The organism is Mesorhizobium sp. BR1-1-3, assembly GCF_020165455.1.
In the GTDB taxonomy this organism is placed as follows: domain Bacteria; phylum Pseudomonadota; class Alphaproteobacteria; order Rhizobiales; family Rhizobiaceae; genus Mesorhizobium; species Mesorhizobium ciceri.
The window spans coordinates 826,080-840,342 of sequence record NZ_JAIUIC010000001.1 but is presented as its reverse complement, the minus strand read 5'-3'; the positions used below and the strand labels follow the sequence as shown (position 1 = coordinate 840,342).

The 14,263-nt window shown below is 63.3% G+C and carries 14 protein-coding genes; 1 reads left to right on the top strand and 13 read right to left on the bottom strand.

Annotated elements, in window-relative coordinates; translation table 11 throughout:
* Nucleotides 1-34: 34 nt before the first annotated feature.
* Entirely contained in the window at nucleotides 35-1,129 is a 1,095-nt protein-coding gene (locus tag LB559_RS04245) for a polyamine ABC transporter substrate-binding protein (protein WP_013532534.1), read from the bottom strand.
* Nucleotides 1,130-1,174: 45 nt separating this feature from the next.
* Nucleotides 1,175-2,281 carry an agmatine deiminase gene (gene aguA / locus LB559_RS04240; protein ID WP_224673082.1) on the bottom strand — a complete coding sequence of 369 codons (1,107 nt, stop codon included), beginning with the start codon at nucleotides 2,279-2,281 and terminating at the stop codon, nucleotides 1,175-1,177.
* 202 nt (nucleotides 2,282-2,483) lie between these two features.
* On the opposite strand from aguA, the gene LB559_RS04235 reads away from it, so the two are divergent.
* Complete coding sequence (locus LB559_RS04235; protein WP_027162698.1) at nucleotides 2,484-2,990, top strand: OsmC family protein; 507 nt, start codon at nucleotides 2,484-2,486, stop codon at nucleotides 2,988-2,990.
* Nucleotides 2,991-2,993: 3 nt separating this feature from the next.
* On the opposite strand, the gene LB559_RS04230 is transcribed toward LB559_RS04235, so the two are convergent.
* The 11 genes from LB559_RS04230 to rplI all read right to left on the bottom strand — a co-directional run bounded on the left by LB559_RS04230 (nucleotide 2,994) and on the right by rplI (nucleotide 14,136).
* Nucleotides 2,994-3,215 (bottom strand): hypothetical protein, encoded by a 222-nt coding sequence (locus LB559_RS04230; RefSeq protein WP_013532531.1) that lies wholly within the window; start codon nucleotides 3,213-3,215, stop codon nucleotides 2,994-2,996.
* 168 nt (nucleotides 3,216-3,383) lie between these two features.
* Nucleotides 3,384-4,013 carry a hypothetical protein gene (locus tag LB559_RS04225; protein ID WP_224673081.1) on the bottom strand — a complete coding sequence of 210 codons (630 nt, stop codon included), beginning with the start codon at nucleotides 4,011-4,013 and terminating at the stop codon, nucleotides 3,384-3,386.
* Nucleotides 4,014-4,147: 134 nt separating this feature from the next.
* A complete protein-coding gene (locus LB559_RS04220) occupies nucleotides 4,148-4,888 on the bottom strand; it encodes an SDR family NAD(P)-dependent oxidoreductase (protein ID WP_013532529.1) in 741 nt (246 codons plus the stop codon).
* Nucleotides 4,889-4,931: 43 nt separating this feature from the next.
* On the bottom strand, nucleotides 4,932-6,401 hold the full coding sequence (gene purF, locus LB559_RS04215) for an amidophosphoribosyltransferase (protein ID WP_013532528.1): 1,470 nt from the start codon (nucleotides 6,399-6,401) through the stop codon (nucleotides 4,932-4,934).
* 105 nt (nucleotides 6,402-6,506) lie between these two features.
* Nucleotides 6,507-7,175, bottom strand: a complete 669-nt coding sequence (locus LB559_RS04210; RefSeq protein ID WP_063171789.1) for a CvpA family protein — start codon at nucleotides 7,173-7,175, stop codon at nucleotides 6,507-6,509.
* 63 nt (nucleotides 7,176-7,238) lie between these two features.
* A complete protein-coding gene (gene radA / locus LB559_RS04205) occupies nucleotides 7,239-8,642 on the bottom strand; it encodes a DNA repair protein RadA (RefSeq protein WP_064993137.1) in 1,404 nt (467 codons plus the stop codon).
* A gap of 222 nt (nucleotides 8,643-8,864) precedes the next feature.
* Nucleotides 8,865-10,355 (bottom strand): replicative DNA helicase, encoded by a 1,491-nt coding sequence (locus tag LB559_RS04200; protein ID WP_013532525.1) that lies wholly within the window; start codon nucleotides 10,353-10,355, stop codon nucleotides 8,865-8,867.
* Nucleotides 10,356-10,575: 220 nt separating this feature from the next.
* Complete coding sequence (locus LB559_RS04195) at nucleotides 10,576-11,553, bottom strand: small ribosomal subunit Rsm22 family protein (protein WP_127417685.1); 978 nt, start codon at nucleotides 11,551-11,553, stop codon at nucleotides 10,576-10,578.
* 1 nt (nucleotide 11,554) lies between these two features.
* Nucleotides 11,555-11,878, bottom strand: a complete 324-nt coding sequence (locus tag LB559_RS04190; protein WP_013532523.1) for a YnfA family protein — start codon at nucleotides 11,876-11,878, stop codon at nucleotides 11,555-11,557.
* 67 nt (nucleotides 11,879-11,945) lie between these two features.
* Nucleotides 11,946-13,250: an SAM-dependent methyltransferase gene (locus tag LB559_RS04185; RefSeq protein WP_024504321.1), complete on the bottom strand. Its 1,305-nt coding sequence runs from the start codon at nucleotides 13,248-13,250 to the stop codon at nucleotides 11,946-11,948.
* A 301-nt stretch (nucleotides 13,251-13,551) separates the two neighbouring features.
* A complete protein-coding gene (gene rplI, locus LB559_RS04180) occupies nucleotides 13,552-14,136 on the bottom strand; it encodes a 50S ribosomal protein L9 (protein WP_013532521.1) in 585 nt (194 codons plus the stop codon).
* Nucleotides 14,137-14,263: the final 127 nt, after the last annotated feature.

Here is a 14,263-nt window from a genome sequence, read left to right as displayed (position 1 = left end):
GGGAAAACCGCTGCGCACTTTTTCTGGAATTGCTCTATTGTCCCGTCACGATGCGCGTCCACATGCGGTTTTGGGATCGCAGCAGCTTTGGGTCGTTGTTGTCCACCACGAACAGTTTGGCCTTCACGGCATCAGGCGGAAAGACGCCGGGGTCGCTGGCTATGGCCTTGTCCATCAGCGGCAGGGACTCCGGTATCGCATTGGCGTAGGAGACATAGCTGGAATTGGCCGCGGCGATATCGGGCCGCAGATTGAAGTTGATCCAGGCCTGGGCGTTGTCGGGATGCGGCGCATCTTTCGGTACCGCCATCGTATCGAAGTTGATGAGCGTGCCTTCTTTGGGGATGGAATAGGCGATCTCCAGCTTCTTCACGGATTCCGCCGCACGGGTCCTTGCCTGGAGTATGTCGCCCGACCAGCCCAACACCACACAGATGTCACCGTTGGCGAGGTCGTTGATGTATTTCGACGAATGGAAATAGCGGATGTAGGGCCGCACCTTGACCAGCAGGTCCTCGACCTTGGCCAGGTCGTCGGGACTGGTCGATTTGGGGTTGATGTGAAGGTAGTTCATCGCCATCGGGATGACTTCAGCCGGCGCATCGATGATAGCCACACCGCAATCGGACAGCTTCTTGACCACATCGACGTCGAAGACCATGGCGAAGGAATCTGTCGGCCCGTCCGGCAGCCGCTGCTTCACCGCAGCGACGTTGTAGCCAATGCCGTCGGTGACCGCCATATAGGGCACTGCATGCAGGTTCTGCGGGTCGGCGCCGGCGATCAGCGCGAGGGCTTGCGGATCGATCTTCGAGTGGTTCGCAAGCTTCGATTTGTCGAGTTCCAGGAAAGCCCCTGCTTTGACCTGGTTCTTGAGGAACGGATAGGCCGAAGGGTAGACCACGTCATATCCGGAGCCGCCGGTGAGCAGCTTGGTCTCAAGCACCTCGTTGCCGTCATAGACGTCGTAACGAACCTTGATTCCCGTTTCCTTCTCGAATTTCTCGGCCGTGTCCGGCGCGATGTAGTCGGACCAGTTGTAGACGTTGACGATCTTTTCCTCGTCCGCCGAAGCCGCATTTGCGCAGACGCCGCAGGCAAGCAGGGTTGAGAAGATCAGAGCGCGCATGAATGTCCTCCGTTTTCGCTATGTGTTCTCGGCATGCTCCGTCCCTCAACGTCGTTGCGGGGCATAGACCGGCAAGGTGATGCAGGCGACATTGCCGCCGCCCAGCAGGATCTCTCGCGAGTTTTCGATGCCGACTATTCGGTGGTCGGGAAACAGCTCGGCCAGCGTCCGCTTGGCCTTCACATCGAGATCGCAGCCGAACTCCGGCACCACCACGACGCTGTTGCCCGGATAGTAGTTGATGTAGCTCGCCGCGATCCGGTTTCCGGCCGGTCGCGCCCAGGTCGAATCCAGCCGGTCCACGCTGTCGCTTTCTTCCGGTGCCATCTCGATCGGCAAGGGGTGGGGCAGCCGGTGAACTTCCAGCGCGCGGCCCTTCGCATCACGAGCCGAACGCAACACCGCCTCGGCTTCGCGCACGATCTCATATTGTGGGTCGTCCCGATTGTCGGTCCAGCTCAGCACGACCACGCCGGGGCGCAAGAAGCAGCAGACGTCGTCGACATGGCCGTCGGTCTCGTCGAAGGCAAAGCCGCGTGGCAGCCAGATGACGGTGTCGACACCGAGATAGTCGCCAAGCTGGCGCTCCACCTCGGCCTTGCCGAGATGAGCGTTGCGATTTCGGTTGAGCAGGCATTGCTCCGTCGTGATGAGCGTGCCCTGACCGTCGCACTGCAACCCGCCACCCTCGGCGATCAGAGGTGCGCGGTAGCGATCCATGTTCTCGATTTCGAGCACTTTTTGCGCCGCAAGGTCATCCAGGTCCCATGGCGAATAGAGGCCGCCGTCAAAACCGCCATAGGCGTTGAAGATCCAATCGACGCCACGCACGTCGCCTTGATCGTTGACGACGAAATTGGGACCGCTGTCGCGCAGCCAGGAATCGTTGGTGGACATTTCCACGACGCGCACATGACCGGGCAATCGCGCTCGGGCATTCTGCCACTGGCGAGCAGAAGCCGCCACCGTCACCGGCTCGCTTTGCGCGATCGCCGCGGCGACATCGGCGAACAGTTTTTGCGCGGGCTTGGCGCCGAGGCGCCAGGTGTCCGGCCGCTCCGGCCAGATCATCCAGCAGCCTGACTTGGGTTCGAATTCGCCGGGCGCGCGAAACCCATCCTGTTTCGGCCTTGTCGAGAGGGTTCGAGGCATCAGGGACCGCCGGGAAATGGAGTGATGACTTGCCCGGATCAGACTTTTTTGGGACCTTGTCCGTCAATGTCCCATTTGGGATATCGGTGTAGGCGGCTGGCACCTGTTGCGGAATGGCATTGCCTTCCCAAGGTGATCGGCGCAAATCTTGACCGGACGGCGCATGCCGGTGACGCAAGCAGTCGACGAAAGGGGAAAGCGGATGGATGCGACCGAACTGAAGGCCATGCAGGCGCCGCTGAAGCAGGCCTATCGTGACGACGCTTCGCAGGCCATGATCACGCTTCGCGCCAAGGGCTCGATCGACGACCAGTCGGTTGCCTGCAAGGTGGAGACGGGTAGGGCGCTCGCCATCGCCGGCCTGCATCCGGCAACAGGCGGCTCAGGCCTTGAGCTCTGCTCGGGCGACATGCTGCTGGAGGCGTTGGTCGCCTGCGCTGGGGTGACGCTGAAGGCGGTGGCGACGGCGCTCGAGTTCAAACTCGGCGCCGCCACGGTGGAGGCTGAAGGCGATCTCGATTTTCGCGGCACGCTCGGTGTCGCCAAGGATGCGCCGGTCGGCTTTCGCGCCATCCGGCTCAATTTCAACCTCGACACCGATGAGCCGCAGGAGCGGATAGACTCGCTGCTGAAGCTGACCGAGCGTTATTGCGTGGTATTCCAGACCATCAGCCAGAAGCCGGAACTGACGGTCAGCGCACGCCGCTGATGCCTACTGTGCTGACGGTTCTTCGGCGTCACCCTCGTCGGTGAAGGGCGAGGCGCTCGGCACGCATTGCACCGACCAGCCGGCCGGTGTCGGCTGCTTCTGATATTCGGTGATGGCGGCGGTGCATTGTTCGCGCTTGTCGAAGGTGCTGGGCAGCACGACCATGCCGCCTTGCGGACCGGCGATTACCAGATACCAGACCAACGCTGCTGCGGTCGTAGCCATGGGGATTTCCTTGTTCTGCCAGTTGGGCGCTTGTTGTGGGAGTCGCGGTGACCCTACCAACTCCAAGGAAATGACGAAAGCATGACCGCGGCACAGCTTCCCGCCGCCAAATCACAGCCGCGTGATGTGACGGCGGGTTTCCCAGCCCGATTTCGAAGCGCAATCGGCTCAGTTGGTGGCAAAACAATAGAACAAGCCATCGCCCCCGGTGCCCTTCAGCGCCTCTTGGCTGCAGCCGCCGCGCGAGGCGTGCGAGGAATTCCAGGATTTGGCGGCTGCCGAATCGTCGAGGCCGGTACGGTCGTGATGGCCCATCATCGCGGCGCCTTCCGCCCCGCTCATCGTCCAGTCGCCGCAGGTCTGGTCGGCGATCTTGGTGCCGTCAGACTTGGAGCCGGTCAGCACGTCGTGGCGGTTCGGCGTGTCACCGCGGCCGTTGACCACTTCGCCTTTTTCGTTGAGCGCCGTCTGCTTGGTGATGCCGTTGGCATCGCTGTGCAACGAGGCGACGTCGTCAGCGATCTTGACGCCCTTGGCGTTCACCCACGGCCCCTTGCCGATGCGGTCGCGGGCGTCAGTGTCGCTGGTCGACAGATAGGCAGCCCAACTCTTGCCGGTGACACCGGCGGCTTCCGCCAGCGATGCGCAATGCGCGTCGGCGCCCTTGAGGCCGCCGAGGTCGGCACCCTTGCCGGAACCGACACTGGTGACGAAGAAGCTCATCTTGGCATCTTGCGAGTAAGCGGCGCCCGCGGCTGCGATCAGGATGGCCGCGGTGGCGAGAAGCAGTTTGCGCATGGTGGTTCCTCCGGTTTGGGCTTCGACTACGTCGAAGAAACGTTTCCGGAGGCCTGTTTAATCCCTACGCATGTCGCTTAAAAGTGCGCAGCGGTTTTTGGGAAACCGACATGCGTCAAAAAAAGGCTCAAGTTTTATTCCGGCTGCCTATAGGCGACGAAGCGATTGTGCTTGGCCTGGAAGATCAATCCGGTCTCTTTCAGGTCCGGGCTGGCCAGCGGCACGATGCGTTTGGCGATCTCGGAGGGATGCGGCAACGTCTCGGGATCTTCGCCCGGCACTGCCTGGGCACGCATGGCGGTGCGGGTGGCGCCGGGGTCAGCGGCGTTCACCCTGAGCGGCAGGCTCTGCGTCTCATGCGCCCAGGAGCGCATCATCGTCTCCACCGCGGCCTTGGATGCCGCGTAGGGTGCCCAGAAGGCGCGCGCCGAGTGCGCGGCGTTGGAAGACAGGATGATCGCGCGGCCAGCATCGGAGAGCCGCAGCAGAGGGTCGACCGAGCGGATCAGCCGCCAGGTCGAGGTGACGTTGATGGTCATCACCTTCTCGAAGGTTTTTGCTTCGACATGACCGATCGGCGAGATGACGCCGAGCACGCCGGCATTGGCGACGAGAATGTCGAGCTTGCCCCAGCGTTCGTGGATGGCGCCGCCCAGGCGGTCGATGCCGGCCATGTCAGCGAGGTCGAGCGGCACCAGTGTCGCCTGGCCGCCGGCCGCCTTGATCTGGTCGTCGAGCTCTTCCAGCCCGCCGACAGTACGAGCCACCGCAATGACATGCGCGCCGGCGGCAGCCAATTCCTTGGCAATGAAATAGCCGATGCCGCGCGAGGCGCCGGTGACGACCGCAACGCGGCCGGAAAGGTCGAGGGTCATGCGATGGATTCCGGGAATTGACTAACGCTGATGGCGGTCCGGCCTACGTCCCGCTTGTCGCCAGCAGCGACAGCGTGCGCACATTGTCGTGGCCTTCGAAGTCGAGCAGGCGGGTCGGGTACTGGCCGGTGAAGCAGGCATCGCAGAATTGCGGCTGGTCGTTGTCGCGGCTGGCCTCGCCGACCGCGCGGTAGAGCCCGTCAATGGTGAGGAAGCCGAGCGAATCGACGCGGATGAACTCGGCCATCTCCTCGATCGACATGCGCGACGCCAGGAGCTTCGATTTCTCCGGCGTGTCGACACCGTAGAAGCAGGAGGCGCGTGTCGGCGGTGAGGCGATGCGCATATGCACCTCCTTGGCGCCGGCGTCGCGCACCATCTGCACGATCTTCTGGCTGGTGGTGCCGCGCACGATGCTGTCGTCGACCAGAACCACGCGCTTGCCTTCGATCATGCGGCGGTTGGCATTGTGCTTCAGCTTGACGCCCATATGGCGGATCGAATCGCCCGGCTGGATGAAGGTGCGGCCGACATAATGATTGCGGATGATACCGAGCTCGAAGGGAATGCCGGCCGCCTGGCTGAAGCCGATCGCCGCCGGCGTGCCCGAATCCGGCACCGGCACGACGATGTCGGCCTCGACCGGGCTTTCGACCGCCAGCTCGGCGCCGATACGCTTGCGCACCTCATAGACGTTGCGGCCTTCGACCGAGGAATCCGGCCGCGCGAAATAGACATATTCGAAGATGCAGAAGCGGGTCTTCTGCGGCTCGAAGGGGAACAGGCTCTCGATGCCCTTGGACGTGACGACGACCATCTCGCCGGGCTTCAGGTCGCGCACGAAACGCGCACCGATGATGTCGAGCGCGCAGGTTTCGGAGGCCAGGATCCAGGCGCCGTCGAGATCGCCCAGCACCAGCGGCCGGATGCCGAGCGGATCGCGGCAGCCGATCATCTTCTTGGCCGTCATCGCCACCAGGGAAAAAGCGCCCTCGACCTGCCGCACCGCATCGATGAAACGCGAGTTCAAATCGCGCTCCTTGCTGGTGGCGACGAGGTGCAAAAGCGTCTCGGTATCGGAGGTGGAGGAGAAGATCGCGCCTTGCTTCTGCAGCGCGCGCTGCACGGTCATGGCGTTGGTCAGATTGCCGTTGTGGGCGACGGCGAAACCGCCATCGGCCAATTCGGCGAAAAAGGGCTGGATGTTGCGCATGCCGGCGCCACCCGTGGTGGCGTAGCGCGTATGGCCAATGGCGCGGTTGCCTTGCAGGCTGTCGATGACGCGCTGCTTGGTGAAGGTGTCGCCGATCAGGCCGACATGGCGTTCGACATGGAACTGGCTGCCGTCATAGGAAACGATGCCGGCCGCTTCCTGGCCGCGATGCTGCAGCGCATGCAGGCCCAATGTAACGATGGCCGCAGCGTCCTGCCGGCCGAAAATGCCGAACACACCGCATTCGTCGTGGAAATGGTCGTCGGCCTCGGCGGAAAGCACGTCGTCTGCGTCTGCCATCTTAAGCTCCGCTAAAATCGCCATATAATGCGGGTTCGCGCCGAAAGCAACGCGGGCCGTGCGGTCGTTCACACCATCGTCAGATCCTGACGCCGTTTTTCGGCGTCAGTTTGCCGGTGCCGCCGGTGCCGGAGCGGCCGGGGCGTTGTTCGCCGGTGGTGTTGCGTCATTGTCGTCAGGCGCCGGCGCGTTGGTATCGTCGCCGCCCGCCGGAGCATCCGCGGCCGGTGCGTCCGGAGCAGCTGGCGTCTCGGCGGCCGGCTGATTCGGATTGAGCTTCTTGAGGATCGCGTTTTCCGGATCCTCGGGCAGCAGGCTTTCGAGCTTGGCGCCGATTTGTTCGAGCAGCGGCCGCGATTTGGCCTCGGTGACCCAGGCTGGTGCCTTGGCGCCGGCCAGCCAGTTGAAGAACAGCAGGGCGACGGCAACGACCAGGATGCCGCGCGCGGCGCCGTAAAGGAAACCGAGCGTACGATCGAGCGCGCCGATCCGGGAATCGATGATCCAGTCGGCGAGCTTCATGGTGATGACCGAGACGACGATCAGCGCGATGATGAAAACCACGCCGGCGGCGGCCGCCATGGCGACCTTTTCATTCTCGATGTAGGGAGCGAGGTAAGGCACGACCGGCTTGTAGAAGAAGAACGCCGCCGCTGCCGCCGCTGCCCAGGAGACGACGGACAGGACTTCGCGCGAGAAGCCGCGAACCATGGCGAGCATCGCCGAAACCAGAGTGAAGCCGACGAGAATTCCGTCAAGCAGCGTAATCGGCATGTCTTTCGCCCCACTCCATGAGCCGCATTATAGCGCCGAACATCGGGCTCTGGGTCCGATGCTCTAGTCTTCTTCGTCCACGCGGCTTCGGCGTGAGCCGGCTATGCGTGCCACGAGGTCGGCAAGCTCGGTCGGCTGGAAAGAACCGGCCCCGATCCCCCCGGCCAGTTCCCCGCTGCCCGAGGGCAGAACCGCGCTTCCAAAACCCAGCTTTTCGGCTTCCTTGAGGCGCTGTTGCGCATGCGCAACCGGCCTCACGGCGCCCGAAAGGCTGATTTCGCCGAAATAGACGCAATCGGCGGGAAGGGCAAGACCGGTGAGCGAGGAAACCAGGGCGGCCGCCACTGCGAGATCTGCCGCGGGCTCCGAAATCCGGTAGCCGCCGGCGACATTGAGATAGACATCATGGCTGCCGAATCGCACCCCGCAATGGGCTTCGAGAACCGCCAGGATCATCGACAGCCGGGCGCCGTCCCAGCCTACGACGGCGCGGCGCGGCGTGCCGAGCGAGGAGGGTGCGACCAGTGCCTGGATCTCGACCAGCACCGGCCTTGTCCCCTCCATGCCGGCGAAAACCGCCGCCCCCGGCGATTTGGCATGGCGTTCGCCAAGAAAAAGCTCGGACGGATTGGCGACCTCGCGCAGGCCCTTGTCCGACATTTCGAAGACGCCGATCTCGTCGGTCGGTCCAAAACGGTTCTTCACGGTGCGCAGGATGCGGTAGTGGTGGCCGCCTTCGCCTTCGAAGTAGAGCACGGCGTCGACCATGTGCTCGACGACGCGCGGCCCGGCGATCTGGCCTTCCTTGGTGACATGGCCGACCAGTACGATCGCCGCACCCGTGGATTTCGCATAGCGGATCATCGCCTGGGCGGCGGCGCGCACCTGGGTGACGGTTCCGGGTGCCGAATCGGCAAGGTCGGTCCACAGCGTCTGGATCGAATCCAGGATGACGAGATCAGGCCGCTTGCCGTCGGCGATCGTCGCCAGGATGTCCTCGACATTGGTCTCCGCAGCCAGTTCCACCGGAGAAGTGGCGACGCCAAGCCGCTGTGCCCGCAGCCTGATCTGCGCGACCGCCTCTTCGCCCGAGACATAGACGATGCGGTGGCCTTTTGATGCCAGCGCCGCGGCCGCCTGGGTGAGCAGCGTCGACTTGCCGATGCCGGGATCGCCGCCGACCAGCAGCGCCGAGCCGCGCACGAAACCGCCGCCGGTGGCGCGATCGAGTTCGCCAATGCCCGAGATGATGCGTGGCGCGTCCTCGATATCGCCGGACAGCGTGGTCAGCACCACGGCGCGTCCCTTGCGGGCGTTGCGCGTGTTGGCTGGTCCTGAGCCGATGCCGCCGGACGTGCCTTCCTCGACCAGCGTGTTCCACTCGCCACAGGCATCGCATTTGCCGGCCCAGCGCTGATGCACCGATCCGCAACTTTGGCAGATGAATTGGACGCGCGATTTGGCCATCAGAGAGATGCCACGCGGTGACAGGCTGGCGGGGCAGCGCCCCCCTCTGACCTGCCGGCCATCTCCCCCTCGAGGGGGGAGATTTGCAGCTTCAGCGCTTGCGCCTTCTTTTCAACGCCAAAAATTGGCGAAAGCGTCGATGCCATCCGATCTCCCCCCTTGAGGGGGAGATGTCCGGCAGGACAGAGGGGGGCGCCAAGGAATGGGACCTGTCTCAATAGGTCACTCGAACCTTTCCGGCAGATGATGCTCCTCGGCGAGGTCGGAGAAGCGGGTGAACTCGCCCTGGAAGGCAAGGCTGACGGTGCCGGTCGGTCCATGGCGCTGCTTGGCTATGATCACTTCGGCCTTGCCCTGGACCTCGATCATCTTCGTCTCCCATGCGAGATGCTCGGGCGTGCCTTTCTCCGGCTCCTTGTTCTTGATGTAATATTCCTCGCGGTACACGAACAGCACGACGTCGGCGTCCTGCTCGATCGAGCCCGATTCGCGCAGGTCGGACAGCTGCGGATGTTTGTCGTCGCGGCTTTCGACCTGACGCGAGAGCTGTGAGAGCGCGATGATCGGCACGCCCAACTCCTTGCCGAGCGCCTTCAGTCCGGTGGTGATCTCGGTGATTTCCTGGACGCGGTTCTGCGACGCCTTGGCAGATGAACCCTGCATCAGCTGGATATAGTCGATGACCATCAGGTCCAGCCCGCGCTGGCGCTTGAGGCGGCGGGCGCGCGCCGCGAGCTGGGCGATCGAGATACCACCCGTCTGGTCGATGTAGAGCGGGCGCTTGTGGTTCTCCTGCGTGTAGGCGACAAGCTTGCCGAAATCGGCTTCCGTCAAATCGCCGCGCCGGATTTTCGACGATGGAATCTCGGTCTGCTCGGAGATAATGCGGGTGGCCAGCTGCTCGGACGACATTTCAAGCGAGAAGAAGCCGACGACGCCGCCATTGGCCGCCTTGACGGAGCCGTCGGCCTGTTGGGCAGGCTCATAGGCGGCAGCGATGTTGTAGGCGATGTTGGTGGCCAGCGACGTCTTGCCCATGCCTGGGCGGCCGGCGATGATGATCAAATCCGAAGGCTGCAGGCCACCCATGCGATGGTCGAGATCGCGCAGGCCGGTGGCAATGCCGGACAGGTGGCCATCGCGCATATAGGCCGCGCTGGCCATGTCGACGGCATTCTTCAACGCATCGGAAAAGCTTTCGAAACCGCCATCGTAGCGGCCGTTTTCGGCCAGCTCGAACAGCCGCCGCTCGGCATCCTCGATCTGTTCGCCGGGTGCCATGTCGACCGGCGCGTCATAGGCGATGTTGACCATGTCTTCGCCGACGGTGATCAGCGCGCGGCGCGTCGCAAGGTCATAGATGGCGCGGCCATAGTCGGTGGCGTTGACGACGGTCACAGCCTCGACCGCCAGCCGCACGACATATTGCGCCATCGTCATGTCGCCAACCTTCTCGTCGGCCGGCAGGAAGGTTTTCAGTGTGATCGGCGTCGCCACCTTGCCCATACGGATGAACTCGGACGCCACCTCATAGATCTTGCGGTGCAGCGGCTCGTAGAAATGGCTGGCCTTGAGGAAGTCAGAGACGCGGTAGAAGGCGTCGTTGTTGACGAGGATGGCGCCGAGCAGCGCCTGCTCAGCCTCGATGTTGTTTGGCGCTTCACGATAAAGCGGTGTTTCCGCGACGCCGAATTTTCGCGCTGCCTCTGCCATGATATCCCCGATTTCAATCCCGGCCTTTCGATATCAGAACGTGATGAGTCGGTGCTGACCTTTCTGCATCACTACCCAACCAAAGAACCTTGATGCCCGTTGTTCACAGGAACAACCAATCGTCCACAGGAGAGTATTCGCCTGCCCCGATTCCGGTTGACTCGACAGGGCGTGGATCTCTATCTGACTCGTCGGAACAAAGCAAGAACAATGGCGCTGTTCATTTTGCGATGTTGTCCAGCCTGTCGCCCCAGTCCAGTCGCCGGGCCAACTTGAAGTCGGCGCCGTCGCGCTTGGTGAACAAGCGCTCGGCGGCGGTGCCGTCGTCCTGGCAAAGCTTGAGCAGAACCTTGCCGGAGCCGGATTTCGGTGGCGCAAGAACTCGTGCCTGGTGTGATGTGGGGCCGTCGCGAGAAGCCGCGACGTAGATGAATTTCTCGTCTTCCCACGGCACGTCGGCATCCTTGGCCAGCCGATGCAGGCGCGAGCGGGCGACGCGGCGGGAAAAATGGCACCAGTCGGGCTGGACCAGCGGGCAGGGCGCCTGATGCGCGCAAGGCGCAAGCACATGCGCGCCCGCCTCGATCAGCTGCCGGCGCACGGCAAGGATGCGCTGCCAGCCGGCGGGGGTGCCGGGCTCGACGATCAGGAGCGTGTCGCCAGTGAGTTGCCAGAGCCGGTCGATGAGTTTCGGCTGCGATGCCGGCGCGATTTCATCGAGCACATAAGCGCACGTGACCAGATCGGCCGGCTCGATGTCAGCAAGGTCGATGGTGGCATCACCGGCCAGCCATCTGGTCTGGGCGGCAATAGTGTTGCCGGCAAGCGTCTCGCCGACCTTACGCACGGCGGCACTGGCTTCGAACAACACCGCCTGTTCGAGATCGGGCCACAGATCGGTCGCGGCCCAAAGCACCGTGCCAGGGCCGGCGCCGACATCGAGCAAGGTCCTGGGCTGAAAGGCAGGCTTGGCGTCGCTCAGCGCGTCGAGGCTGGAACGGATCGCGGCATAGGTCGCCGGCAGCCGCGTCGCCAGATAGGCCTTCACCGCCAGATCCTCGGCCATGTGCAGACGGCCGTCGCGCAACTCGGCGCGGTAGCGGTCGGACAGCGTCTTTGCCGCTTGCTTGAGTACCGCCAGCGGAACGTTTTCGAGCAGACGCTCGACACCTTGGCGAAGGGAGGCAGGCAACTCCATCTCAAGCGCCCCGCGGGACGAGAAGGATCACCGAAGCACCGGCAATGCAGAGCGCGGCACCGGCAAGATCCCAGCGGTCGGGGCGAACGCCTTCAACCAGCCACAGCCAGCCAAGCGACGCCACGATGTAGATGCCGCCATAGGCGGCGTAGGCGCGACCGGCGGCTGACGTGTCGACCAGCGCCAGCAGGAAGCCAAACAGGGCAAGCGAGGCGAGGCCGGGAAGCAGCCAAAGCGGCGACTTCTCCAGCCGCCACCAGGCCCAGAATGAAAAGCAGCCGGCGATCTCGGCCAGAGCGGCGGCGGCATAGAGGACAAAGGTCATGAAAAAGGTCCCGCGACGGTCACGGGACCTTTTTCAGTGCAGGCGCCGGCAATGGCAAGCGGCAATGCTATTCCTGGTCGGCAACCTTGCGGCGGCGAGCCGGCTTGGCGGCCGGGCTCTTTTTGACGGGAGCCGTTTCACGATGCCCCATATCGCGCATCTCGAGCGCTTTTTCGCATTTGGCCATGTAGTCGCGTGTCATCGGCAGCGTATCGTTCTTCTTGGCGATCTGGATCTGGAAGATCACCAGATCCTGCCAGCGGAAGGCGGCTTCCGAGGCCGCCAGATAGAATTCCCACATGCGGCAGAAGCGCTCGTCATAGATCGCCTTGGCCTTGTCGCGATTGGCGGCGAAGCGCTCGCCCCAGTGCTTCAGCGTGTCGGCATAGTGGAGCCGCAGGATCTCGACGTCGGTGACGACCAGGCCCGACTTCTCGATCGCAGGCATCACTTCCGACAGCGACGGGATGTAGCCGCCCGGGAAGATGTATTTGCGGATGAAGGCGCTGGTCGCCCACGGCACGCCGGAACGGCCGATCGTGTGCAACAGCATGACGCCATCCGGCTTGAGCAGCGTCGCGCTCTTGTCGAAGAACGTACGGTAGTGGTTGACGCCGACATGCTCGAACATGCCGACCGAGACGATGCGGTCGAAACGCTCGTTGAGTTCGCGGTAGTCCTTCAGCTCGAAATGCACGCGGCTTTCCAGCCCTTGCGCATGCGCCCGGTCGGTGGCGACGCCATGCTGCTCGGTCGACAGCGTCACGCCTTGCACGTCGACGTCGAACGCCTTGGCGAGATAGAGGCCAAGCCCGCCCCAGCCGGAGCCGATGTCGAGCACCGTCTGGCCGGCCTTCAGCCGGAGCTTGGCGGCGATGTGGCGTTTCTTGGCGGCCTGCGCCTCGTCGAGCGTCATGTCCGGCTGCTCGAAATAGGCGCAGGAATATTGCATGTCCTCGTCGAGGAAGAGCCGGTAGAGATCGCCCGACAGATCGTAGTGGCGCTGCACGTTGCGCCGCGAGCGCGAGGCGGTGTTGATCTGCTGCAGCCGGCGGAAGGCGTGGCGCAGGCCTTCGATGGCCTTCGACCAGGTGGCGTCGATGCCGCCGCTGCCCATGTTCTGGAAGGCGATGCGCATCACGCCCAGCACGCCGCCCTCGAGAATGTCGAGTTCGCCGTCCATGTAGGCTTCAGGCACCGCCAGCATCGGATCGAAGGTGATGGCGCGCTCGGCATGCGCGGTTTTGATGTGCATGTGCACCGGTTCGCCGCTGCCGTCGCCGAAAACCACCGCCGTGCCCTTGGGGCCGGTTACCCTAAGATTGCCGGTGCGCACCAAGCGGTCGAGAACGCGCTTCAACAGAATATTCATGACCAAATGTCCCCTCTCGGCCAGACAGGCTGCCTTGGCGCGTGACCGCGAAAATCGGGATCGATTTCGCCGGAGATCTTGCGCCGAACCAAAGTTGCACAGCGTGCTTTGCGCGGCCAAAGGACGCGCGACGCCATAGTCTGCAACAATATATAGGGGTTCGAAAAGTTCCATTTGGCACAAAAATGCCCGGGCGCGAGGCCCGGGCATTGGTCCAGCATGGCTGGATGACGGCAAAGTGATCGGAGCTTGGCGTCAAGTCGTGATCAGCCCCATGGCTCCGATCGCTTGCGACGTGTGATCAGGCGTTGTCTTCGTCGCCCTCGAACTCGGTGTTCGGATCGAAGAAGTTCTCCGGCCGGGCGTTGTCGTTGATGTCGTCGCCATAGATGGCTTCGGCGGTGGTCAGCGTCTCGCCCTTGGCCTGGCGCTCGGCTTCGTCGGCCGTGCGGGCGATGTTGAGCGTGACGGTGACCTCGACTTCCGGATGCAGCGCGATCGCCACATTGGTGACACCGATGGTCTTGATCGGCTGGTTGAGCAGGATCTGGTTGCGGTTGATCGAAAAACCTTCCGCCGTCAGCAGATCGGCGATGTCGCGGGTCGAAACGGAACCGTAAAGCTGACCGGTTTCGCCGGCGGAGCGAACGGCGATGAAGCTCTTGCCGTCGAGCTTTTCAGCGACCTGGGCCGCTTCCGACTTGCGCTCGAGGTTGCGGGCTTCAAGCTGGGCGCGCTGGCCTTCGAACTTCTTCTTGTTGGCTTCGTTGGCGCGCAGCGCCTTGCCCTGCGGCAGCAGGAAGTTACGGGCAAAGCCGTCCTTGACCTTGACGGTATCGCCCATCTGGCCGAGGCGGGAAACGCGTTCGAGAAGAATGACGTCCATGGATTTGTTCCTTTGGTTGGACGCCAATCGATCGATGAGATCGGCGCCGAATGTCTTGGGAACAGGTCAGGAAGCTTGAGCGCCTTTGGCGCTGGTGTCGCTGTCCTGCCTGTGCGGCAGTTAGAGG

Coding starts and splice junctions, on each gene's coding strand:
- LB559_RS04195 (WP_127417685.1), bottom strand. CDS start 11,553: ATGGAGTTGCCTGCCTCCCTTCGCCAAGGTGTCGAGCGTCTGCTCGAA.
- LB559_RS04200 (WP_013532525.1), bottom strand. CDS start 10,355: ATGGCAGAGGCAGCGCGAAAATTCGGCGTCGCGGAAACACCGCTTTAT.
- LB559_RS04225 (WP_224673081.1), bottom strand. CDS start 4,013: ATGCGCAAACTGCTTCTCGCCACCGCGGCCATCCTGATCGCAGCCGCG.
- rplI (WP_013532521.1), bottom strand. CDS start 14,136: ATGGACGTCATTCTTCTCGAACGCGTTTCCCGCCTCGGCCAGATGGGC.
- aguA (WP_224673082.1), bottom strand. CDS start 2,281: ATGCCTCGAACCCTCTCGACAAGGCCGAAACAGGATGGGTTTCGCGCG.
- LB559_RS04190 (WP_013532523.1), bottom strand. CDS start 11,878: ATGACCTTTGTCCTCTATGCCGCCGCCGCTCTGGCCGAGATCGCCGGC.
- radA (WP_064993137.1), bottom strand. CDS start 8,642: ATGGCCAAATCGCGCGTCCAATTCATCTGCCAAAGTTGCGGATCGGTG.
- LB559_RS04245 (WP_013532534.1), bottom strand. CDS start 1,129: ATGCGCGCTCTGATCTTCTCAACCCTGCTTGCCTGCGGCGTCTGCGCA.
- LB559_RS04230 (WP_013532531.1), bottom strand. CDS start 3,215: ATGGCTACGACCGCAGCAGCGTTGGTCTGGTATCTGGTAATCGCCGGT.
- LB559_RS04220 (WP_013532529.1), bottom strand. CDS start 4,888: ATGACCCTCGACCTTTCCGGCCGCGTTGCGGTCGTCACCGGCGCCTCG.
- LB559_RS04185 (WP_024504321.1), bottom strand. CDS start 13,250: ATGAATATTCTGTTGAAGCGCGTTCTCGACCGCTTGGTGCGCACCGGC.
- LB559_RS04210 (WP_063171789.1), bottom strand. CDS start 7,175: ATGCCGATTACGCTGCTTGACGGAATTCTCGTCGGCTTCACTCTGGTT.
- purF (WP_013532528.1), bottom strand. CDS start 6,401: ATGGCAGACGCAGACGACGTGCTTTCCGCCGAGGCCGACGACCATTTC.
- LB559_RS04235 (WP_027162698.1), top strand. CDS start 2,484: ATGGATGCGACCGAACTGAAGGCCATGCAGGCGCCGCTGAAGCAGGCC.